The 22346-nt window shown below is 73.3% G+C and carries 16 protein-coding genes; 8 read left to right on the top strand and 8 right to left on the bottom strand.

Annotation, left to right across the window (positions count from 1 at the left end; all coding sequences use genetic code 11):
- Positions 1-54: 54 nt before the first annotated feature.
- A complete protein-coding gene (locus ACQPYN_RS21475) occupies positions 55-1053 on the top strand; it encodes a zinc-dependent alcohol dehydrogenase family protein (RefSeq protein WP_433027372.1) in 999 nt (332 codons plus the stop codon).
- The gene (locus ACQPYN_RS21480; RefSeq protein WP_433027375.1) at positions 1050-2066 is read left to right on the top strand and encodes a phosphotransferase family protein; all 1017 of its coding nucleotides are present in this window, start codon (positions 1050-1052) and stop codon (positions 2064-2066) included. The genes ACQPYN_RS21475 and ACQPYN_RS21480 overlap by 4 nt, the downstream gene beginning before the upstream one ends.
- Positions 2067-2136: 70 nt before the next feature.
- Here the strand turns inward: ACQPYN_RS21480 and ACQPYN_RS21485 are convergent, their stop codons facing one another.
- The gene (locus ACQPYN_RS21485; RefSeq protein ID WP_433027378.1) at positions 2137-3345 is read right to left on the bottom strand and encodes a DDE-type integrase/transposase/recombinase; all 1209 of its coding nucleotides are present in this window, start codon (positions 3343-3345) and stop codon (positions 2137-2139) included.
- A 281-nt stretch (positions 3346-3626) separates the two neighbouring features.
- Here ACQPYN_RS21485 and ACQPYN_RS21490 point away from each other — a divergent pair, with 281 nt between their 5' ends.
- A complete protein-coding gene (locus tag ACQPYN_RS21490) occupies positions 3627-3830 on the top strand; it encodes a hypothetical protein (protein WP_274195636.1) in 204 nt (67 codons plus the stop codon).
- Here the strand turns inward: ACQPYN_RS21490 and ACQPYN_RS21495 are convergent.
- Positions 3793-4497, bottom strand: coding sequence for a hypothetical protein (locus tag ACQPYN_RS21495; RefSeq protein WP_433027381.1), 705 nt, complete (start codon positions 4495-4497; stop codon positions 3793-3795). The two genes, ACQPYN_RS21490 and ACQPYN_RS21495, sit on opposite strands and share 38 nt — an antisense overlap.
- A 178-nt stretch (positions 4498-4675) precedes the next feature.
- On the opposite strand from ACQPYN_RS21495, the gene ACQPYN_RS21500 reads away from it, so the two are divergent.
- Positions 4676-5212 (top strand): hypothetical protein, encoded by a 537-nt coding sequence (locus ACQPYN_RS21500; protein ID WP_433027384.1) that lies wholly within the window; start codon positions 4676-4678, stop codon positions 5210-5212.
- A 30-nt stretch (positions 5213-5242) separates the two neighbouring features.
- Here the strand turns inward: ACQPYN_RS21500 and ACQPYN_RS21505 are convergent, their stop codons facing one another.
- From ACQPYN_RS21505 to boxC, 4 genes are all read right to left on the bottom strand, one after another.
- Positions 5243-5419, bottom strand: a complete 177-nt coding sequence (locus ACQPYN_RS21505; RefSeq protein ID WP_433027387.1) for a hypothetical protein — start codon at positions 5417-5419, stop codon at positions 5243-5245.
- Positions 5420-7036 (bottom strand): benzoate-CoA ligase family protein, encoded by a 1617-nt coding sequence (locus ACQPYN_RS21510; RefSeq protein ID WP_433027389.1) that lies wholly within the window; start codon positions 7034-7036, stop codon positions 5420-5422.
- A gap of 140 nt (positions 7037-7176) precedes the next feature.
- Positions 7177-8604: a benzoyl-CoA 2,3-epoxidase subunit BoxB gene (gene boxB / locus ACQPYN_RS21515; RefSeq protein WP_433027392.1), complete on the bottom strand. Its 1428-nt coding sequence runs from the start codon at positions 8602-8604 to the stop codon at positions 7177-7179.
- 7 nt (positions 8605-8611) lie between these two features.
- Positions 8612-10291 (bottom strand): 2,3-epoxybenzoyl-CoA dihydrolase, encoded by a 1680-nt coding sequence (gene boxC, locus ACQPYN_RS21520; RefSeq protein ID WP_433038981.1) that lies wholly within the window; start codon positions 10289-10291, stop codon positions 8612-8614.
- A gap of 136 nt (positions 10292-10427) precedes the next feature.
- Here boxC and ACQPYN_RS21525 point away from each other — a divergent pair, with 136 nt between their 5' ends.
- The 3 genes from ACQPYN_RS21525 (at position 10428) to ACQPYN_RS21535 (ending at position 13297) form a co-directional block, all read left to right on the top strand.
- Positions 10428-10868, top strand: a complete 441-nt coding sequence (locus ACQPYN_RS21525; RefSeq protein WP_433027395.1) for a GNAT family N-acetyltransferase — start codon at positions 10428-10430, stop codon at positions 10866-10868.
- Between the two features lie 105 nt (positions 10869-10973).
- On the top strand, positions 10974-11762 hold the full coding sequence (locus ACQPYN_RS21530) for an SDR family NAD(P)-dependent oxidoreductase (protein ID WP_433027398.1): 789 nt from the start codon (positions 10974-10976) through the stop codon (positions 11760-11762).
- 2 nt (positions 11763-11764) lie between these two features.
- On the top strand, positions 11765-13297 hold the full coding sequence (locus ACQPYN_RS21535; RefSeq protein WP_433027402.1) for an acyl-CoA synthetase: 1533 nt from the start codon (positions 11765-11767) through the stop codon (positions 13295-13297).
- Here ACQPYN_RS21535 and ACQPYN_RS21540 read toward each other — a convergent pair.
- Entirely contained in the window at positions 13294-13932 is a 639-nt protein-coding gene (locus tag ACQPYN_RS21540; protein ID WP_433027405.1) for a hypothetical protein, read from the bottom strand. The two genes, ACQPYN_RS21535 and ACQPYN_RS21540, sit on opposite strands and share 4 nt — an antisense overlap.
- On the bottom strand, positions 13929-14753 hold the full coding sequence (locus tag ACQPYN_RS21545) for a ParA family protein (protein ID WP_433027408.1): 825 nt from the start codon (positions 14751-14753) through the stop codon (positions 13929-13931). The genes ACQPYN_RS21540 and ACQPYN_RS21545 overlap by 4 nt, the downstream gene beginning before the upstream one ends.
- Before the next feature lie 473 nt (positions 14754-15226).
- Between ACQPYN_RS21545 and ACQPYN_RS21550 the strand changes: the two genes are divergently transcribed.
- The gene (locus tag ACQPYN_RS21550; RefSeq protein ID WP_433027411.1) at positions 15227-22315 is read left to right on the top strand and encodes a hypothetical protein; all 7089 of its coding nucleotides are present in this window, start codon (positions 15227-15229) and stop codon (positions 22313-22315) included.
- Positions 22316-22346: the final 31 nt, after the last annotated feature.

Consider the following 22346-nt stretch of genomic DNA (forward strand, 5'->3'; position numbering starts at 1 on the left):
GGGCGCGGCGACAGACCGTGCGTCGTGATCGTCGAGGCGGCAAGCTCTGCGGTCATGACGCGGACGGTGCGGTTCTCCGAGTTCGGCGACCCCGACGTGCTGCGGATCGAGGAGGAACCCGACCCGACACCGGGGCCCGGCGAGGTGGCCGTCGACGTCGCCGCGATCGGCCTCAACCGGGCCGAGTCGATGTTCCGGCGCGGCGAGTACATCGAGGCCACCCAGCTGCCGGCCCGCCTCGGCTACGAGTGCTCGGGCACCGTCGCGGCCCTGGGCGAGGGCGTCACGCGCTGGTCGGTGGGCGACCGGATCAGCGTCGTCCCGGCGTTCTCGATGAACGACTACGGCGTCTACGCCGACCGCGCCGTCGTGCCTGCCCGCGCGCTCGTGCCGCTGCCCGAGGCGACGAGCTGGGTCGACGGCGCCGCGGTGTGGATGCCGTTCCTCGTCGGCTACGGCGGGCTGGTCGAGACGGGCGGCCTGAAGGCCGGCGACCACGTCCTGATCACCGCCGCCACGTCGAGCGTGGGGCTCGCGGCGATCGCGGTGGCGAACCGCGTCGGCGCGGTCCCGATCGCCACCAGCCGGTCGAGCTCGAAGGCGCCGCAGCTGCGCGACGCCGGCGCCGCGCACGTCGTCGCCACCGGCGAGGAGGACCTCGTCGACCGCGTCCTGGAGATCACCGACGGCCGGGGCTGCGAGCACGTCTTCGACGCCGTCGCCGGCCCCGCCGTCGCCGACCTGGCCCGGGCGACCGCGGCGGGCGGCATCCTCACGATCCACGGCCTGCTCTCGGGGCAGCCGACGCCGTTCCCGGCCGAGACGCTGCCCGATCTGTGGATGCGGACCTATACGTTGTTCGCGATGACCCACGATCCCCAGCGCCTCCGCCGCGCCGGCGCCTTCGTCGGCGCAGGCCTGCGTGACGGCTCCTTCTCCCCGCAGGTGGACCGCGTGTTCGACGGTCTCGACCAGGTGGTCGACGCGCACCGTCACCTCGAGTCCAACATCCAGGTCGGCAAGATCGTGCTGCGCCCGGGCGGTGCGTCGTGAGCGCCGAGGAGGTCCCCGACGTCGTCGTGCGCTGGTTCCGCGAGCACATCGACGAGATCGAGGGCGCGCTCGAGTTCACCCGCATCACCGGCGGGCGCTCCAACCTGACCTACCGCGTCACCGACGAGGCCGGGCACGCGTGGGCGCTGCGACGGCCGCCGCTGGGCGGGGTGCTGGAGACGGCCCACGACATGAGCCGGGAGTGGCGGTTCCTCTCCGCGCTCAACCCGACGGACGTCCCCGTCCCGACGCCACGCGCGTTCTGCGACGACCACGACGTCTGGGGCGCCGACCTCTACGTCATGGACTTCGCGCCCGGGAAGGTCCTCAACGACACCGAGTCCGGCGAGAAGGTGCCGCAGGAGGCGCGCGCGGTCGTCGGCACCTCGACGATCGACGTCCTCGCCGCCCTGCACGCGGTGGAGCCCGGCGCGGTGGGGCTCGACGACCTCGCCCGGCCCGGCAACTTCGTGGCGCGCCAGCTCAAGCGCTGGCACCGCCAGGCCCACTCGTCGGCGATGGAGGACCTCTCCGCCCTCGACGCGGCCCACGACGCCCTCGCCGCCCGGGTCCCCGAGGGCGCGGTCGGGATCGTCCACGGCGACTACCGGCCCGGCAACATCGCCTACTCCCCCGAGGGGCAGGCCGTCGCGGTCTTCGACTGGGAGCTGGCGACGATCGGCGACCCGCTCTGCGACCTCGGGCACCTGCTCGTGTCGTGGAGCGAGCCGGGCGACACGGTGCCCGAGGCCCTCCCGAGCCCGACCCCGGCCGGCGGCTACCCCACCCGCGGCGAGCTCATCGAGCGCTACACCGCGGCGACGGGCACCGAGGACGTCGACATCGCCTACTACCTCGCCTTCGCGCGCTGGCGGGCCGCGTGCATCCACGCCGGTGTCTGGACCCGCTACCGCGCGGGCGACATGGGCGCCGACGCCGACCCTGACGAGGTCACGGGGCCCGAGGCGATCATCGTGCAGGCCGAGACCGCGCTGGCGGAGCTGGACGGCTGACCCCCTCCGTGAGCGAAGTTCCCGGCTATAGCCGGGTGTGATGTCTCAGCACATCTGACACAGGTCTGTCTCAGCACATCGGAGACAGGTTGGTGGTCCGCTGGTAGCGGACGCTGCGGTCGAGGGTAAGGCTGGCGGCGACGGTGTCGTTGATCAGGATGGTGACGCGGTCGCCTTGCCAGAACACCTCGGCGGTGGCGCCGGTGTGGCGTCGGCCCACGCTGATGGAGGTGCCGCTGAACCCGATCACCCCGGTGGAGGAGACGGCGCGGGTGACGTGCCCGGCCACCCGTGGTGCGGGCCCGGCGGGTCGGGCGCGTGCGGTGGCGTGGAAACGCTGGTGCGGGGTGTCGCCGTCGAGGGCCTGGTGACGGCGGCGGTTGTAGCCCTTGCGGTAGGCCTCGAGCAGGGCCTGCAGCTCGAGCAGGGTGTGCGGGGCGGGTCGGGCGGCGAGCCAGCGTTGCAGGGTCTGGTGGGCGCGTTCGTTCTTCCCGCAGGTCTGGGGGTGACCGACCGAGGACACGATGGTGGTGATCCCCAGCGCGGCGAGGTGCCGCTCCATCTCGACCAGGGGCCATTGGCGGCGGCGCCCGGAGAAGGCGGCGCCGTTGTCGGAGAGCACGCAGGCCGGGTGCCCGTAACGCTCGAAGCCGGCGCTGAGCGCCTGCCAGACCGCGTCGCTGTTCTCGCCGCTCGCGGCGTGGCAGGCGATGTCGAGGCGGGAGTGGTCGTCGATGACCTGCACGATCGTGGCCCGGGTGCCGGTGGCGAGCAGGGTGGTGGTGCCGTCGATCTGCCACACCGCGTTCGGGGCGGGATGGACGAACCGCCGCCCACGGTGAGGACGTTTCCGCGGCGCCGGGGTGATCTGGCCGCGGTCGAGCAGGATGCGGTGGATCGTGGCCCGCGACGGGACCTCGCCGAGGTCGGGCACCGGCCCGCCGGTGGGGTGGACACCGGTGGCGGCGATGTCGAGCAGCCGCCAGCGGATCGTCTGCGCGCCGTGGTCCCAGCCCAGCTCGGCGAGCTCCTTGCGGGCCCGCACCACCGCCTCGCCGACATGGGCGGGCGTACTCGTTGGGCGGGTGCGCGGAGCCCGCGAGCGCGGCGCCAGCCCGGCGCTGCCGTGCTCACGGAACCGGTCGAGCTTGCGGTAGAACACCGCCCGGGACACACCGTGCTGCCGGCACAGCCCACTGACATTGATCTTCTCACCGGCAGCGGCCCGGGCGACCGCGGCAACGAGCGCGGGATCCATCTCGAACCCTGTTCTGCCCACCCCGGCAGGCTGGCCACAAACCGCAGCCAGCCCGGCCGGAGGAAGCTAGTCAGTGTCCGCGATGTGCTGAGACATCAACTGTCTCCGATGTCCTGAGCACGAGCACCCGGCTATAGCCGGGAACTTCGCTCACGGGTACGGGCGCGCGTCACAGGGTGGGCGCGGTCACGGGACGGGATCGCGCGGGCACGTTCGGGCACCACACTCACGGGCGGTCCCGCGCTCAGCGTCGACGCGACGGGGTCGTTCCCCCGAGATCGCCGACGTGCCGGAGTTCCCCCATGATCACTGGCGAGTGCCACTACTGCGAGTCCGTGCGGGTCTGGAAGCTCTACCCGATCCGCCACGAGGACGGCTGCCCCACCGGCGGACGCCCACCGCAGCGCCTGAGCCCCGACGAGTCCCTGCTCTTCGGGCACCCCGACCTGGCCGAGCTCGACCTCACGGTCAGCGCCTGGTACCCCGAGCTCGCGTCGGCGCTCTGAGCGCGTCGTCGGGCAGAGCCTCGGCCAGGCCCACGAGCAGGTCGGCGGCCCCCGCCGCCGCGTGACCGGTGAGCTCGCCGGTCCACGAGACGCGCGGGCCGGAGCGGTCGATCGTGACCCGCCACGCCGGCGGCAGCGTGGCCGTGCGCAGGAGGTCGTGGGCACCGAGCAGGAGCTCGTCGGCCGCGACGGGGTCGTCGGCCTCCACCCAGACGCGGGCGTCGAGGTCGTCGTCGAGCAGGTGCACGCGACGCTCGGGTCGCCGCACGCCGGGGTTGACGACGACGGGCGTGCACGTGAGGGGCAGGTCCACGGAGCCCCGCACCTCGGTCCACCCGCTGCTCTCGCTGTCCGGCGCCGGGTGGCGCCGCTCGGTGAGGAGCACCGGGAGGCCGTCCCGCTCGGTCTCCAGGACGTGCTCGGCGAGCGGGTCGCCGTCGACCCCGGCCGACTCGGCGGTGTGGTCGACCCACGGATGCCCGCGCAGGACCCAGGCGCGGGTCCGGTAGGTCCACCCGTGCTGCTCCGCCCAGCTCCCGAGCGCGGCGGTGCGGCTCCGGACACGGGCGCGGGCGAACGCGGCGACGACCCAGCACAGCGCCAGGTAGAGCAGGCCCACGACGAGCACGCTGCCGACCATCGCCAGCACGACGAGGAATCCGACCACCCCCGCAGAATAGGCACACTGCGTGACCAACCTCAGGTCTGAATGGGTGATGATCCGAGAGCGCCCGCCCAGTATGTCGCACCTTCGAGGGGTTTCCCCGATGCAGAGAGCGAGTGACCCTCTCTACCGTCCGACGACGACGACCCCACGGCGGGCCGTTGGGGCGAGGGGGGCATCGATGGGGGACGACGATCAGGCGGTCCAGCACCGGGAGGTGGCGGTCCCGCACCCGCGTGCAGCCGTGGACGACGCGGCCGGCCACACCTCCGCGCCGCCCGGCACGCGGCGCGAGTGGGTCGGGGCACTCGGGCAGGTCTCGGGACTGCTGCTCGCCCTGCGCGAGGCGGAGGCCGACGGCGCGATCCCGCCGGACCCCCTGGCGGGCGGCCTGGCGCTACGGGCCTGGAGCGCGCTCACCCGGCCGGTCCTCCGCGACCCCGACCGCATCACGATCACCGACGCGCGGCCCGAGGCGCTGGCCCTCGTGGGGCGCACGGCCCGCGTGCTCGCGACGTCGCTGTGCCGCTGGCGGGTGAACGGCGTCGCCGACCTCGTCACGGCGGTCCTGCGCGTGGAGGCGGCCGTCCACGAGCGCGAGCCGGAGTGGCTCGTCGCGCAGGTCGCCCGCGTCCACGGCGTCCTGTCGGCGCCGGACGCCGTCTCGGCCGGGGTCGTGTGGCACGCCCTGGACGACGAACCCGAGGGGACGACCTGACGACGCGGATGAGTCGGCAGGCCGGCCGGGTCAGCTCTCCGGTTCGGGCTCCGGCCCGTCGATCGGTTCCTCGTGGTCGGACCCCTGCACCGCGCCCGGGACGTCGCCACCCGGCTCGATCGTCGGGCGGTAGGCGGACTCGCCCTCGGTCGGCGGCTGATCGGCCGTCGCGAGCGGATCGGTCCGGTCGCTGCGGTCGCCGGCCATCTAGAGCGCCGCCTGCAGGGCGCGGCCCTCGCCGACGCGCTCGGCGGCGAGCTCGCGCAGCCGGTAGCGCTGGACCTTGCCGGTCGCGGTGCGCGGGACCTCGTCGATGGCGATGACGTGGCGCGGGCGCTTGAACGACGCCAGGCCCTCGCGGCACCAGGCCACGAGCGCCTCGGGGTCGACGGTGTGGCCCTCGCCCGGGACGACGCACGCCACCGGGACGTCGAGGCCGTCGTCGTCCGACACCGCGACCACCACGACCTCGGCCACGCTCGGGTGCGCGACCAGGCGCTCCTCGACCTCGGCCGGCGTGACCCAGATGCCGCCGACCTTGAGCACGTCGTCGGTGCGCCCGAGGCAGGTGTAGGTGCCGTCGGCGTTGCGGATGTAGGTGTCGCCGGTGCGCAGCCACTCCCCCTCGAACATGAGGCGGTTGGTGGCGGTGCGGCACCAGTAGCCGGTGCAGATCGAGTCGCCGCGCACGTAGAGCGTCCCGGTCTCGCCGTCGGGGACCGGCCTGCCGTCGGTGCCGCGGATCTCGACGTCGTACCCGGGGACGGGCACGCCGGACGTCCCGGGCACCACCTCACCGGGCCGGTTCGACAGGTAGATGTGCAGCGCCTCGGTGGACCCGATGCCGTCGAGCACCTCGACGCCGAACACCGAGCGCATCCCGTTCACCATCCGGGCGGGCAGGGCCTCGCCCGCCGACGCGCCCCGGCGCACGGTGGCGAAGGCCGCCGCGTCGATCTGCCCGGACTCGGCGGCGGCCAGCAGCGGGCCGTAGGAGCTCGGGGTGCCGAAGAACATCGTCACCCGGTGGCGGGCGGCGAGCTCCGCGAGCAGCGCCGGGGTCGGCCGCGACGGCTCGAGCACCACGGCGGCGCCCACCGACAGCGGGAAGAACATCGAGTTGCCGATGCCGTAGGCGAAGAACAGCTTGGCCACCGAGAGGCAGAGGTCGTCGGGGCGGATGCCGAGGACCTGCTGGCCGTAGGTCTCGCACACCGTGCGGATGTCGGCGTGGCGGTGCATCGCGGCCTTGGGCTTGCCGGTGGTGCCCGAGGTGTAGAGCCACAGCGCCTGGGACTCGTCCCACGTGTCGTACGCCGGCGGGGTCCCACCCAGCGCGTCGCCGGCGGCGAGCATCTCGGCCCACGTGCGCGCGCCCACCTCGGGACCGAAGCCGGACGGGTCGTCGCCGGTGACGACGACCTCGCCGACGTCGCCGCCCCGCTCGCGCGCCGCGAGCACCGCGGCGCGGGTGACGTCGGCGAAGGTCTGCGAGCAGAGCACGAGCCGGCTGCGCGAGTCGGCCACGAGCACCGAGAGCTCGGGGCCGCGCAGCATCGTCGACACCGGCACGGCCACCGCGCCGAGCCGCATCGTCGCGAGGATGCCGGTGAACAGCTCGACCTCGTCGACCATGCACATGACGACCCGCTGCTCGGGCTGGACGCCCAGCGCCGCGAGCCCCGCCGCCACGCGCCCGACCTCGGCATCCAGCTCGGCGTAGGTCAGCGTGCGCGAGGGCGCCCGCACCGCCACCCGGTCGCCCTCACCGGCCGCCAACCGACGACCGACGAGGTAGTCCGTGGCGTTGAACGACTCCGACATGGGCGCCAGCTCCGTGGTGGTCGGCGTGACGGGTGGTGACGGCGAGGATGTGGCTTTCCTGACGTCCAGTGCAAGCATGGGGGCCACGCTGGCACTCAACGACAGGAAAGCCCCCAGCTCGCCCCGGGCTCCGGTGACGCTCAGTTGAAGTGCACGTACTCGAAGTCCATCGGCTTGTCGTTGATCCCGTTGGACGGCGGGGCGATCCAGCCGGCGATCTTCCCCGGCTCGAGGACGGGGTGCATGAGCCCGCGCACGTGGGTCTTGTCCACGTCGGTGGGCAGCCACTTCGACTCCTGGGCCTTCCAGTCCTCCGCCGAGATCATCTTGCCCTCGGGGGTGATGTGGCTGCCGGCGAACGCGCCCACCTGGCGGTTGAAGCCGACGTGCGGCAGGGAGAGGCGCGCGTCGATCCCGTGCTTCTCGAGGATGCGGTTCCACCGCTTGAGCCCGCCGCGGCAGTCGCTCATGTACTCGCTGCGCAGGTCCTGGTTCAGGGCCAGCAGCGCCGGCACCTCGGTGCTGGTGATCTGCCCGTCGCGCACGGCGTCCACGGCGCCGGCGTCGTCGGTCAGCAGGTGGTCGTCCTTGCGGCGCTCCTCCTGCCAGCGGCCCTTGATGCCGGCGGTGAAGTAGTTCGCGGCGTTGGTGGACGACTCGTTGCCGAAGAGGTCCAGCGACACCGTGTAGTGGAAGTTGATGTACTTCTGGATCATGTCCAGCGGGATGCCGCCGGCCCCGGCGACCTCCTCGGAGTCGTGCTCGTTCATCAGCTGCGCGGTGCGGGTCACGACGCGGTCGATGCCGGTGGTGCCCACGAACATGTGGTGGGCCTCCTCCTTGAGCATGAACTCGCAGGTGCGCGAGAGCGGGTCGAAGCCCGACTCCTTCAACGTCCCGAGCTGGTACTTGCCGTCCCGGTCGGTGAAGTACGTGAACATGAAGAACGACAGCCAGTCCGGGGTCTCCTCGTTGAAGGCCCCGAGGATGCGCGGCGAGTCGTCCGAGCCGGAGTTGCGGGCCAGCAGCTGGTCGGCCTCCTCCCGCCCGGCCCGGCCGAAGTAGGCGTGCAGCAGGTAGACCATCGCCCAGAGGTGACGGCCCTCCTCGACGTTGACCTGGAACAGGTTGCGCATGTCGTAGAGCGACGGCGCGGTGGCCCCGAGGAAGCGCTGCTGCTCGACCGACGCGGGCTCGGTGTCGCCCTGGATGACGATCAGGCGCTGCAGGTCGGCGCGGTACTCCCCGGGCACTTCCTGCCACACCGGCTCGCCCTTGTGCTCGCCGAAGGCGATCTTGCGGTCCGGGTCGTGCTCGGAGAGGAACACGCCCCAGCGGTACTCGTTCATCGGGACGTGGTCGAAGTGCGCCCAGCCCTCACGGCCGACGTCGACCGCGGTGCGCAGGTAGACGTCCTTGGTGTCGACGGCCGGGCCCATGTCGCCCCACCAGTCGAGGAAGTTCGGCTGCCAGCGCTCGAGGGCGCGCTGGAGCTTGCGGTCGGACGCGAGGTCGACGTTGTTCGGGATCTTCGCGTCGAAGTCGATCTTCGGGCGTGCGGAGGTCATGGTGTCGTCACACTCGCTTCTGGTCGAAGTCGGCCTTGCGTCCCGTGCCGTAGCGGCGCAGCGCGCCCTCCGGTCCCGAGGCGTTGGGTCGGATGAAGATCCAGTTCTGCCAGGCGGTCAGGCGGCCGAAGATCCGCGTCTCCATCGTCTCCGGGCCGACGAAGCGGTGGTTCGCCTCCATGCCGGTGAGGGCGTCCGGGCTCAGGGAGGCGCGCTCCTCGAGGAGGATGCGGATCTCGTCCTCGTAGTCGATGTCGTCGGGGGCGTCGGTGACCAGGCCGGCCTCCTCGGCCTGCGCGCCGGTGAAGCGCGAGCCGGACTCGAGCGCCGCGAGCGTCTCGTCGTCGCCGTAGAAGCGGGACTGCAGGCGGGTCAGGCCGTTGCCCATCGGGAACGTGCCGAAGTTCGAGGCGGTGAGGACGAGCTGGGCCGGGTCCTGCTCCTCGTCGTGGTCCTCGAACGTGCCCTCGAGCATGTACTGCCGGTCGCACGCGAGGGCCAGCTCGAGCAGGGCGCCGGCGAAGCAGCTGCCGGGCTCGATCAGCGCGATCAGCGTGCGGCTCGTGACGTCCAGGCGCTTGAGCGTCCGCTTGAAGTAGTGGCGGATCTCGTTGACGAGCCAGTCGGAGCCGGAGTGCTCGGCGATGACCCGCTCGAACGCGAGCGCGCCCTCGATCGAGCCCTGGGTCTTCACCAGCCAGGTGCCGATCTCGAGCTCGTTGGTGCGCAGACGCAGGATCAGGTCGTCGAGCTCGCGGGTCATCGCCAGCGGCCAGAAGTCGGCGCCGAGGGCGTGGATGCGCTCGAGCGACTCGGGCACGGCGTGGGGCTCGGGGCCGAGCACCGTGATCGTCGCGGTGCGCGCGCCGCGGTCGATGTCGCAGCGCACGTTGGGGTAGCGGATGGAGTCCTCGGTGACCTCGCGGGCCAACGGCGGCAGGCTGATCCCGTGAGCAGTCGGGTCGTCGGAGGGGACGGGGCGGTGCGACCCCACCGCGGCCTCCGCCGCGCGCTCGCGCACCGTGGCGTCCCACTGCTTGCGCGACACCGTCTCGTCGACGAGCTTCCAGTCCACGGCCTTGGGCCCCTGGAAGCCCTCGGACTTGGTGGCGAAGATGTCGGCGCGGTCCTTGCGGACGTGGCGCTTGTCGGTGACGCGGGTGAGGCCGCCGGTGCCGGGCAGGACGCCGAGCAGCGGCACCTCGGGCAGCGCGACGGCGCTGGACCGGTCGTTGACCAGCAGGATCGTCTCGCACGCGAGGGCCATCTCGTAGCCGCCGCCCGCCGCGGTGCCGTTGAGCGCGGCCACCCAGGTCTGCCCCGAGTTCGCGCTCATGTCCTCGATGCCGTTGCGGGTCTCGTTGGTGAACTTGCAGAAGTTCACCTTCCAGGAGTGGCTCGACTGGGCCAGCATCCGGATGTTCGCCCCGGCGCAGAAGTTGGACTCCTTGCCGCTGGTGAGCACCACGCTGCGCACCTCGGGGTGGGAGAAGCGCAGCCGCTGGGTGAGGTCGTAGAGCTCGATGTCGACGCCCAGGTCGTACGAGTTGAGCTTGAGCTCGTAGCCGGGCACCAGCCCGCCGTCCTCGGCGACGTCGAGGTAGACCCAGGCGGTCTCACCGTCGACCTCGTACCGCCAGTGGCGGTAGCGCGTGGGGTCGGTGTCGAAGTCGACCTGCGGCGGGATGTCGGCACCGGCACCCTGCGGGGCGGCCGGAGCGTCCTCGAGAACGGTCACGGTGGTGGTCCTCCCTTGTCGTGCGGACCACACTCTACGAGAATTCGACGCCAGTGCATAGAGCTGTAGAACGTTGGAGGACCGGATGACGTGGCAGTGGATCGCCGAGCAGGAACCCCGCTGGGACCAGGGCAAGGCCGCGGCGCTGGGCGACCTGCCGCCGACCCTCTTCGGGCTCGGCTACCCCGAGGTGGGCCAGCACCTCGGTGACACGTGGTGGCGCGTGGAGGACGACGCCGGCGCGGCCGTCGGCTACGGGCGCCTCGACGACACCTGGGGCGACGCCGAGATCCTGATCGTGGCCGCACCGCAGGCGCGCGGCACCGGCGTCGGGACGTTCGTCCTGGAGAACCTCGAGCGCGAGGCCGCGTCCCGGCAGCTCAACTACGTCTACAACGTCGTCCCCACCCGCCACCCCGAGGGCGAGACCGTGCGGGAGTGGCTCGGCGCGCACGGCTTCACGGCCACCGAGGTCGGCGAGCTGCGCAAGAAGGTCGCGTCGGGGGCGGCGCCGGGCGGGGCGTGACCGACGGCCGGGCCCGGGAGATCGGGTGGACCTTGTCCCCGTGGCACGGACGTCCCTACGTTGTGATCTGCGTTGCACCGGCGGCGTACGACGAGGGGACAACGGATGAGTGACCAGCTCGCCGGCCGGAGAGTGCTGATCACGGGCGGCGCCCGCGGGCTCGGCGCCGGGATGGCGACGGCGATGGCGGCCGCCGGCGCCTCGGTGATGCTCGCGGACGTGCTCAAGGACGTCGGCGAGCAGACCGCGGCCGAGATCGGGGGCGCGCGCTTCGTCGAGCTCGACGTCACCGACGACGCGCAGTGGGAAGCAGCCGTCGCGCACACCGTCACCGCGCTCGGCGGGCTCGACGTGGTGGTCAACAACGCCGGCATCGAGATCACGTCGCTGCTCGTCGACACCGAGCCCGACGACGTCCGTCGGATGCTCGAGATCAACCTCCTGGGCACGATGCTCGGGATCAAGCACGCGTTCCGCGCCATGCGCCCCGGCGGTGCGGCCGGGCACGGCGGGTCGGTCATCAACATCTCGTCGGTGGCCGCGACCATCGCCTTCCCGGCGATCGCGGGGTACTCGGCCACCAAGTCCGGCGTCGACCGGCTCACCCGCGTGGCCGCGATGGAGTCGGGCAAGCTCGGCTACGGCGTGCGCGTCAACTGCCTCTACCCCGGGCTGGTGCCCACCGACATGGGCGTGAAGCTCGCGGTCGAGACCTCCGCGCTCGGCCTGTTCGAGAGCCCCGACGCGGCCGTCGGCGCGGTCGTCGAGCTCACCCCGTCCGGGCGCCTCGCCGAGGTGTCCGACATCGCCGACGCCGCGGTCTTCCTCGCCTCGGACGCGTCCCGGTTCGTCAACGGCGTCGGCCTCCCGGTCGACGGCGGGATGGGCATGTAGTCGTGGCCCTGACGTCCTGGCTGGACAAGGGGGCGTCGCTCGGGCCGGACGCCCCCTGCCTGACCCTCGACGGCACGTCGCTGTCCTACGGCGACGTCGTCGACCTGAGCCACCGTGTCGCCCGGGCGCTGCGGCGCTCGGGCGTCCGGCCCGGGGACAAGGTCGGCATCCTCTCGGCCAACGACCCCGTCGCGTTCGCCTGCGTCTTCGGCATCGCCCGCGCCGGCGCCGTCTGGTGCCCGATCAACCCGCGCAACGCCGGCGACGAGAACCGCGAGCTGCTCGAACTGTTCGACTGCGCGGCCCTGATCTTCCAGAGCGGGTTCGGCGAGCTCGTCGAGTCCATCGCCCCGGCGCTCCCGCAGCTGGGGACGGTGGTCTGCCTCGACGGACCACGATCCGGGGCTCCGTCCTTCGCCGACTGGCTGGCCGCCGCCGACGGCGACCCGCCCGCCGAGGCCGAGCCGCCGGGCGAGGTCGTCGCCCTCGTCGGCACCGGGGGCACCACCGGGCGACCGAAGGGCGTGATGCTCACCGACCGGAACCTCGAGGCGATGTCGGCGATCACGCTGATGAGCTATCCGTTCGAGGGACGGCCCGTCTACCTGGCGCTCGCCCCGCTCACCCACGCCGCGGGCGTGCTCTGCTTCCCGGTGATGGCGCTCGGCGGGGAGATCGTCGTGATGGCCACACCCGACGTCGGCCGGTTCCTCGCCCTCGTCGAGCACCACCACGTGACGCACACGTTCCTGCCGCCGACACTGATCTACATGGTGCTGGGGCACCCCGACCTGGACCGGACGGACCTGCGCTCGCTGCGCTGCTTCTGGTACGGCGCCGCGCCCATGTCGGTGGCGCGCCTGGAGGAGGCGCTCGAGCGGATCGGGCCGATGGCGCAGCTCTTCGGGCAGTCCGAGGCGCCGATGATGGTCTCGACGATGTCGCCCGCCCAGCACCGTCGGCGGGACGGATCCGTCGCGCGGTCCCGCCTCGCGTCGGCGGGCCGGCCGTCGCCGCTGGTGACGGTGGGGATCATGTCGGACGCCGGCGCGTTGCTGCCGGCCGGCGAGCGCGGCGAGATCGTCGTCCGCGGCTCGCTGGTGATGGCCGGCTACTACAAGAACCCCGAGGCCACCGCGGAGGTCTCGGCGCACGGCTGGCACCACACCGGCGACATCGGCTACCTCGACGACGACGGCTACCTCTTCATCGTCGACCGGGCGAAGGACATGGTCATCACCGGCGGGTTCAACGTGTACTCCGCCGAGGTCGAGCAGGCCCTCATGGCGCACGAGGCCGTCCGCGACTGCGCGGTGATCGGCCTGCCGGACGAGAAGTGGGGCGAGCGGGTGACGGCCGTGGTCGAGCTCGTGCCGGAGCGCTCGGTGTCCGGCGACGACCTCGTCGCGTTCGTCAAGGCGCGGATCGGCAGCGTGAAGGCGCCCAAGCAGATCGAGTTCTGGGACGCCCTGCCGCGCTCCACCGTCGGCAAGATCCTGAAGACGGACGTGCGGGCGGCGCTGACGACCTCCTAGCTCTGCCGTTTCCGGTGTGCCCGGAGCTGATCCGGGGTCGGACGGAAGACCGCGCCGTCGTTGTAGCGGCGCTCCAGGTCCGCGGCGACCTCCTCCATGTACTCCTCGACGCCTGTGGACATGTTGTCCGGGACGCCGGTGGCGTCGGGGCGGCGGGCGGTCCAGTAGACGGCGGCACGGAAGCGGGCGAACACCGCGTCGTTGACGTAGAAGCTGCGGTAGCCGTTGCCGTCGACGTCGATGGCGGGGTCGTCGAGCGCCGTCGCCCAGCCGTGCCCGGCATCCGCTCCGCGTCGTCGGGCGCCGCGGGCCGCGGCGGAACCCGCGCGGGGCTTCGCGGGCTTGTCTCTTGCGGGCTCGACCTTGGCGGAGCCGTCCGTTGCCGGGCCGTCCTTCGCGGACGTGCTCGAGGTCGTCGGGGTGGGCTTCCGGGTGGTCGGGGTGCCCGGGTCGGGGGCCGGCGACGGCGCAGGGGCGGCGTCCGCGGGCGCCCGGTCCGGAGTCGGCTCGGGTGGCGGGGTCTCGCTCTCCGGTGCCGTCGCGGCGGGTCGCCGCGCCGCCCGGCGGGGCGACGGTGCCGGTGCGTCGGGGTCGATGCTCATCCGGCGCCGCAGTTCGCGCGCCTTGCTCGTCATGCGGACGCCTCGGTGCTCGCGTCGCTCTCCGACCCGGCGCGGCGCAGCTCGAGCATGAAGTCACGGAAGAGCACGGCGAGGTTCGACGACGACACGTCGCGGCGATCACCCAGTCGCTCGCCGAGCTGGAACGCCTCGTGCACCGTGGCCCGGCGCGGAACGACCGCGCGGATCTCGTCGCCGAACTCCTGGCGCGCCTCCTCGTAGATCGCCTCGTCCATTCCCACGCGGAGGTCGAAACCGCTCAGCACGACGCCCGCCCATTTCAGGGGGTGCGCGCGCTGGATGCGTCCGACGCGATTGCGCGCCTCGAGAGCCTTGCGGACGGCGTCGCGCGTGGGGGCGATGGGCGCGTAGGCGACATCGGCGGCGTACATGGCCTGGGCGACGAGGGACCCGGTGCGACCACCCGTGTCGATGAGCACCAATCCGTACGACGACGAGATTCCCGCCCTTTCCAGCAGATCGCGGAGCAACCACGTGTCGATGAGGCTCGCCTGCGCCACGGCCCCGAGCGAGGATCCGGCGGGAACGAGATCGACGTCCTCCCACTGGGTGTCGAGCACTTCCTCGCCGAGACGTTCCGCGCCGGCGTCGATGTCGAGCTCCGCGGAGCCCTCGAGCGCCCCGGCCGCCTCGAACACGTCGCCGAGCCCGCTCGACTGCGCGGGGACGCCGAACTTGGTGCTCGCGTTGCGCTCCGGATCGGCGTCGACGATCAGCGTGGGGATGCCGAGCCGCGACGCCTCGCCGGCCATGAGCACCTGCCACAACGTCTTGGCCACCCCGCCCTTCCCGCTGAGCACCGTCACCGCGGTCATGTGTCGCTCCTGTCTCTTGCTAGAGAGGCGTTGCTGGCAAGGATGGCGTCCGAGGCGTTGCTCGTATGTGTGGCCTCTCGGACGTTCCGGGCCTGACGAGCGAGAGACGTCTCGGACGCGTCCGACCGTACGACGGCGGGCCCGCCGAATGGGCGCACTAGCAGGAACCCGTGGCGGTGATCATCGGGACACGCCGGGGCCGGCGCCGTCGTCACCCGTCGGCTTGACGCGGTGGCGAGCGTCCGGCTAACTTCCTGCCCGTCGTGGTGCTGGGGACTCGCACCGACGATGAACCGCAGGACCCGCCGCGTGAGCTCCGGCCGCGAGCGACCTGCCCAGCAGGACCGGTGCGACCCACCGCGTGAGCTTCGGCCGCGGATGGCGACGACACCGTCGGTGTTCGCTCTCTCCTCCCTTCCGTGTTCCGGTGCCGATCTCTCGGCCAGCCGGGCTTCTCGCAGGAGCGCCTCTCCATGTCCCCCGCCGGTGTCCGCAGTGGCACCCAGTGCGTGCTCGACGGTCTCGTGACCGTCGTGCTGCGCGCGCTGGTGTGGTCGCTCGGGCTCGCCGCCGGGGCGCTGGTCCTCTGGTTCGCGTCGAACGTGCTCGCGCCGATCCCGGCCACGGCCGCCACCCGCGAGGTGGCGCTGACCGCGAACGCCACCCCGCTCGTGGCCACCGGACCGCCGAACCCGAAGCCCGCAGGTGTCGTCTCCGGCGGCTCGGACTCCTCGAACTCCGCCCCCGCGGCCAACGGTGCCGACACCACCGGCGGCGGCTCGGACGCGTCGAACTCCGCCCCGGCCGCCAGCGACGACTCGGGCGGGACCACGGACTCGGCGAACTCGGCCCCCGCGGCCCAGGACGATTCCGGTAGCGACTCCAGCAGCAGCGAGAGCAGCGACTCCGGCGGCGACTCCGGTGGCGAGGAGGCAGCGGCATCGGACGACTCTTCGGGCGACGATTCCTCGAGCGACGACTCCGCGAGCTCGGACGACTCCGGTGGCGAGGAGGCCGCGGCATCGGACGACTCCTCGAGCGACGACTCGGGCGGCGAGGAAGCCGCAGCGTCCGACGATTCCTCCGGCGACGATTCTTCGGGCGACGACTCCGCGAGCTCCGACGACTCCGGCGGCGAGGAAGCTGCCGCGTCCGACGATTCCGGTAGCGACGACACCGCCGAGGCCGACGATTCCGGCGACGACCAGCCACAGGCCACCGTGAGCGACGGCTCGAACAACAACGACGGCGACCCCACCAACGACGACACGACCGCCGACGGCGGCTCGGTCCCGGCCGGCGGCGAGAGCAGCGACACCGAGAACGGTGACGCCGGCACCGACGAGGCCACCGGAGACGACGATTCCGCCGAGGCCGCCGATTCCGCGGAGGCCGACACCGCGGACCAGCAGGAGAACGCGGCCGTCAGCGACGGCTCGAACAACAACGACGGCGACCCGGCCAACGACGACACCACCGCCGACGGCGGTTCCGTCTCTGCCGGCGGCGAGAGCACCGACGCCGAAACCGCGGACGCTGAGACCGATGAGGCCACCGCGGGCGACGACTCCGGCGACTCCAGCGAGGCCGACGATTCCGCCGAGGCCGACACCGCGGACCCGGAGAACGCGACCGTCAGCGACGGCAGCAACAACAACGACGGCGACCCGGCCAACGACGACACCACCGCCGACGGCGGCTCAGTCCCCGCCGGTGGCGAGAGCAGCGACAACGACGACACCACCGCGGGTGAAGACGCCGATATCCGCGAGGCCGGCGATTCCGGCGGGACCGACACCGACGACCAGCAGAACGCCGCCGTCACCGACGGGAGCAACAACAACGACGGCGACCCCACCAACGACGACACCACCGCCGACGGCGGCTCCGTCCCCGCGGGCGGCGAGAGCAGCGACGCCGAGGCCGCCGATGCCGGCACCGATGAGACCGCCGCCGGCGACGACGCTCCCGCGGGTGACGACGCCAGTGGTCACGACGCCGGCGATGCGAGCGAGACCGACACCAACGACCAGCAGAACGCCGCCGTCACCGACGGCAGCAACAACAACGACGGCGACCCGGCCAACGACGACAGCACCGCCGACGGCGGATCCGTTCCCGGCGGCGGTGAGCCCGAGGCCACACAGGACGATGCGAACGCGATCGCCGACCACGAGGGCGCCGACGGCACCCGTCCGGCGACCACGGAGGACGACAGTGCCGGCTCGGCATCGGCGACCGCGGCCGACCGGGGACTCGACACCGGACGCTCCGGCGACGACGGCGAGATCTCACCCGGGGCCGGTCAGGCCGACGCAGGACCGGACTACACCGACACGGAGGGCGACGGCGACCGGGCCGCCGATCCCACCGATGCCGACCAGCACAGCGACGAGAACGCCGACGCCCACCCGATCAACGGGCCTCCGAACCAGGACGCCGAGCACCAGACAGCCCTCGCGGTCTCCGACAACAACAACGACGGCGACCCCACCAACGATGACACCACCCCGGACGGCGGATCCGTCGACACCGGCGGCATCCCCGCGGCCCTCCGAGACGACCAGCCCCAGGGCACTCCGGCGGACACCGCCGAACAGGCCGGGCTCTACACCCCGCAGACCCTCGACGACGACGCCCTCACCGACACCGCGACCGGCGACGACGGCAACAGCACGCCGGCCGACACCCGGACCGCGACCGGACAGGGCGACGCCGCCACCGAGGACCCCGCCACCGGGGACGCGACCTCCGGTGACGCCGAGGTGGGCGGCGCGGACGAGGGGCTCGGGCCGAACGGCGAGCCGTGGGACGAGAAGTACGTCCCCGATCCCGACGCCGGCACGGGCGAGCCCTTGCCGAACGGCAACGGCGAGGTCATCGGCGTCAACAGCCGCGGCGACCGCATCGTCGAGTACGAGGGCGCCGGGCGCGGCACCGTCGACAACTCCGGTGCGAGCAACGACATCGTCGGCATCGAGGGCAACTCGGCCGACGAGGTGCCCGCCGACGTCCAGCAACGGGTCGCGGACTACCAGAACGGTGTCACCCGTCCGGACCCGGACGACCCCGCGGACCCGAACACGCCGGCGGACAGCGGCTGCTCCGCGTCGAGCGGCGTCACCAGCTGCAGCGCCTCGGTGACCGGCCCTGACGGCGAGGAGCAGACCGACCAGACCGTCGGCGGCACCCTCATCACCGGCGACCCCGAGCCGGCGCAGGTCGACGTCCCGGTCGTGGGCACCGCGCAGTGCGACGCGGGCGCCAACAGCTGCTCGAGCGCGGCGCACGGAGCGACCGCCGAGTCCGGGGGTCGCGACGAGCACGACAACGCGATCACCCTCGACCCCACGAGCGGCGCCGTCGAACCCCGCTACAGCGGCGACGGACGCGCGACCGACGCCGAGGGCCGGGTCGTCGACACGAACGACGGCGGCCAGGTCGACCACCTCGACGATCTCGGTCCCGGCGGGCCCGTGGTCGCCGCCGGCGGCGGCACCGGGGAGATCACCGACAGCCGCGGCAGCACCGCCCAGGTGCACGGCACGAACGAGGACGGCACCGGCGGGAGCAGCACCCTCACCGAGGGCGCGGCGAACGGCGCGACGACCTTCGCCACCGACGGGCCCGACTGGGGCGTCACCACGCCCGTCGGCGACCGGCAGGACGCCATCGCCGGCGCCCGCGCCACCGACGCCGAGGTCCGGCTCCGGGGACCGAACGGCGAGGCGGCCCGGGTCGATTGCCAGGACTGCCGCGCGCAGTTCGCCGAGGGCGAGGGCGGCAACGCCCCGAACGGCCGGCTCGACGCGCAGAGCCGCGACGCCGACGGTGCCCGGGCCCGTGTCGACACGACCGGGCGCGACTCCGAGGTCCACGACGCGACCGGCCGTCACTACGAGAACCGCACCGAGGACGCGGGCCGGCTCGCCCTCGTCGGTACCGACGCCGAGGGCTGGGGCGGCAACGCCACCTGCGTCGGTGACTGCTGGGCCACCGACCGCACCGGCGCCACCGTGCACGCCGGCACTGCGGACGTGACCGACCCGATGAACCCGACCAACGAGGACGGCACGCCGCGGCGCGAGCACCAGATGGGCACCATCAACCACCGGTTCGCCACCGGCGCGGACGACGGCGGCGAGTGGACGGCCGGCAACCTCTGGAGCGAGACGAGCTCCACGGTCCCCGAGGGCGGCTCGGTCTCCTACCGCCCGACCCACGGCGGCGGCGGGAGCTTCACCCAGTTCTTCCCCGACACCGTCGATCGCGGGGGCGCAGCCTGCAACTTCGGCTCCGGCGGGAACTGCTCGGGCGCCAGCGCCGACGGTCAGCACCGGGTCTCGATCAGCGGCCCGACGACCATGGACCCGCCGCCCGGGGTCGAGGCCGACCAGCGGGGCGTCCGGCTCTCCTACGACGGCGGCTGGAGCACGTCCGAGCTGGGCGTGGGCTCCGACCAGAGCAACGACGCGCCCGACGCCGAGCGGATGCCCTGGCTCGCGGTGCCCGATGACGCGGTGACGGGGCTGGACGACCAGTACACCCACGGCGCCGAGCGACCCGTGGACACCCGCGACGGGCAGGTCGCCGGCCAGTCGGACTCCGGTCTCCCGGCACTGACCGTGAACGGTCCCTGGTTCGAGGGGGCCCGGGACTCGCTCGGCATGAGCACCCTGCGCAGCCAGGTCGGTGAGCAGCAGTCCGCCACCGCGGTGGGGCCGCAGTTCGACGGCGTCGAGCGGCAGATGCTCGACGGTCTGGCCGACGGCACCCTCTCGCCCGACGAGCGGCGCGGGATCGTCGACGGTGTCGGTGCCATCGAGGAGCAGAACCCCGGCGTGATCGACCGCTGGGGCGACGACCGCGGTCTCGTCGACACCATGACCGCCTATCAGCAGGCGCAGCCGGAGTACGCGCAGTACCTCGCCGGCCGCTCGCCCGAGGTCACGTGGCAGGCGCTCGGCGTGCCCGAGGGCGACCCCCGTCGCGCCCAGGCGCCCACCGGCGACGACGTGCGGGCCGCGGCGGACGCGATCGTCGCCCAGCAGCGCGGCGTGATCGACACCCGCACCCGGCTCGCCGACCTGGCGGACTCGCCGCAGTCGCAGGACCTCGCCCGACGCACCGGGGAGTTCGAGGACCAGCTCGCCGCCGCCCAGCAGGACGGCGTCACGCAGGCCGAGGCCGACGCCCTCAACGCCGCCCGCGACGGGATCCTCACCGATGCGGTGCCGCTGGACGCCCAGCAGCGTGACCTGCTCGCCCAGGTCCGCGACCAGCAGGGCGATCTGCGGGATCTCGACATGGCGCTCGCCACGACCTCCGGTCTGGCCGGCGTCGACACGATCCCGGACCCCGCCTACGCCGCGGGGCTCGCGCTGCCCGGGGGCACGCTCGACCTGGTCGACCACCTGCAGGACGGGCTGCCTGCGCCCGCCGACGCGGAGTCGGCGGAGTACCAGACCGCGCTCGGCGACATCAGCCGCATCGCGGATCTGCAGTACCGCGGCGCGGTCGACGACGACCGCGACATCCTCAGCCCCCTGGGCGCTGCCCGGCTGCCGTCCACCACCGTTCCCGACGTCCCCGGCGCGATGCGTCTCGGCGTCACCGTCGACGAGGAGCTCGGCCGGCCGACCGGTGCCCTGACCGACGACTACTACCGACGCCTGCTCGACCCGACCACGGCGCAGCAGCGCCCGACCCCCGACCAGGCGCAGGTCGACCACGACCCGAACTCCCTCATGCGCCTCGCCGCCGCGGCCGGCCCGGACCCGTACGGCGCGACCTACGACCCGAGCGGCGTCCGCGACGCCGCCGACCGCCTCGTCCTCTCCGACCCCGGGGGCGTCCTCGCCGCGCACTACGCCACGCAGGTCGACCAGGACCCGACCGGCCGGCGCGGAGCGGCCGGAACGTGGTTCGACCAGTCCTGGCTCAAGCCCGACGACTGGGACGCGTGGACCGCTCAGTTGGACGAGCAGGGCCAGGACGGTCTGGCGGACGTCCAGGACCGGGCCAACAAGCCCTTCTGGGACGCGGTCGCCGGCCGGATCAGCGACAGCCAGAACCGGGCGAACGGCATCGACCCGACCGAAGCACGGGTGAACCCCGGCGCCAACGAGGCCGTGGCCCAGGGCCTGGTCGCCTTCCCGAAGCTCGCCGAGTCGCTGTGGACCGAGGTCGGCTACGTCCCCTCGGGTCTGGGCGCCCCCGACTGGATGCTCACCGAGGAGACGGTGCGCGCCCGGGAGCAGGGCCTCCCGGCCTCCGAGGTCCGGCCGTTCAGCGACGGCATGATCCACATGGTGCAGGGCACGTCCGGCCGCGTCACCGGTCTCGTCTCCGGTGCCTGGGACGCCGCCTCCCGCGGCTACGTGGGCGACCAGCTCGACGCCGACGGCAACGTGGTCGTCGATCTCGTCAGTGGGCGCCCGGTGCAGGCCAACCCGTGGATGACCGCGATGGAGGACCTCGGGACGGCCAGCCTCGTCACGGGTCCGGTCGGCGGGGCGATGGGCCGCGGCGCCGCCGGGCTCTCCACCCGGGCGGGCGCGTTCACCGAGGAGGCGTCCGCTCTCCGCGCCGGTCTGCGCGACACGCCGGACGCCGACGTCGTCCTCGACGGGCGGACCTACAAGCCCGCCGAGGCCCGGCAGCGCGCGGACGCGCTGGACGTCATGGCGCGGAACTACACCGGCTACGCCGCCGGGATGTCCCGCGACGCCCGGATCGTCAACGGCGTCACGCAGGCCGGCGCCGCCCCGATCCTGCTCTGGACGCGCGGCGGGCGGGTACTCGCCGACGCGGCCGGGCGCGGGGTCCAGGCCGGCGGCGACGCCCTCATCCGCGCCGGCGACCGGCGGGCCCCCGTGGCCGAGGACGGGAACGTCACGCGACCCGGGTCGGCGACGACCCTCGACCGCGCGGGACGCGGTCTCGGCCGCGCCGGCCAGACGCTGCGCGACATCGGCGAGGGCGGGGCCCTCCAGCCCGTGCGCTGGCGCGACCAGACCGCCCGCGACCGCGACCTGCTCGGCCTCGAGCGCACCGCCGACACCGAGGGCATCGCCCGCGCCCACGCCGAGTGGCAGGGAGCGCATCCCCGGCCCGAACGCGGCCCCGACGAGTCCGCCGCCGACCACGCGTGGAACGAGTCGCGGGCGCGCGCCGAGTCCGGCGAGGCCACCCGCGCGGCCGGACGCCTCATCGACCGCCGCACCCGGACGCGCGCCGAGGGCGTGCCCGCGAGGGACGGTGAGCGGGGTGCGGACACGTCCCCGGACGCCTCCCCGACGACACCCGACGAGCCCGTGACGCCCCAGGCCCCCGACGGGCCCGACGGCATTCCCCCGACGCCCGGGGAGCCGGCGGCTCCTCAACGGGAACGCGGGCGGCGGCGGTCCCGGGGCGGCGCGCACGGCGCCGCCGCGGACACTCCGGGCGGCGCGACGGGTGGCCGGCCCGACGGCGACGGGGGCTCACGCCCGACGGCGCGCGCGAGCACGTCCCGCGGCCGGACGGGTCGCGGACCAGCGGCACGGACCCGCCGGTCCTGACGCCCGATCAGCTCACCACCCGGAGCGCCCG

It is taken from the genome of Actinomycetospora sp. CA-053990 (assembly GCF_050948445.1).
GTDB lineage: Bacteria > Actinomycetota > Actinomycetes > Mycobacteriales > Pseudonocardiaceae > Actinomycetospora > Actinomycetospora callitridis.

Excerpts from the sequence above, each read along its gene's own strand:
- ACQPYN_RS21475 (WP_433027372.1), top strand. The coding sequence starts at position 55 with ATGACGCGGACGGTGCGGTTCTCCGAGTTCGGCGACCCCGACGTGCTG.
- ACQPYN_RS21490 (WP_274195636.1), top strand. The coding sequence starts at position 3,627 with ATGATCACTGGCGAGTGCCACTACTGCGAGTCCGTGCGGGTCTGGAAG.
- ACQPYN_RS21500 (WP_433027384.1), top strand. The coding sequence starts at position 4,676 with ATGGGGGACGACGATCAGGCGGTCCAGCACCGGGAGGTGGCGGTCCCG.
- ACQPYN_RS21505 (WP_433027387.1), bottom strand. The coding sequence starts at position 5,419 with ATGGCCGGCGACCGCAGCGACCGGACCGATCCGCTCGCGACGGCCGAT.
- ACQPYN_RS21510 (WP_433027389.1), bottom strand. The coding sequence starts at position 7,036 with ATGTCGGAGTCGTTCAACGCCACGGACTACCTCGTCGGTCGTCGGTTG.
- boxB (WP_433027392.1), bottom strand. The coding sequence starts at position 8,604 with ATGACCTCCGCACGCCCGAAGATCGACTTCGACGCGAAGATCCCGAAC.
- ACQPYN_RS21525 (WP_433027395.1), top strand. The coding sequence starts at position 10,428 with ATGACGTGGCAGTGGATCGCCGAGCAGGAACCCCGCTGGGACCAGGGC.
- ACQPYN_RS21530 (WP_433027398.1), top strand. The coding sequence starts at position 10,974 with ATGAGTGACCAGCTCGCCGGCCGGAGAGTGCTGATCACGGGCGGCGCC.
- ACQPYN_RS21540 (WP_433027405.1), bottom strand. The coding sequence starts at position 13,932 with ATGACGAGCAAGGCGCGCGAACTGCGGCGCCGGATGAGCATCGACCCC.
- ACQPYN_RS21545 (WP_433027408.1), bottom strand. The coding sequence starts at position 14,753 with ATGACCGCGGTGACGGTGCTCAGCGGGAAGGGCGGGGTGGCCAAGACG.
- ACQPYN_RS21550 (WP_433027411.1), top strand. The coding sequence starts at position 15,227 with ATGTCCCCCGCCGGTGTCCGCAGTGGCACCCAGTGCGTGCTCGACGGT.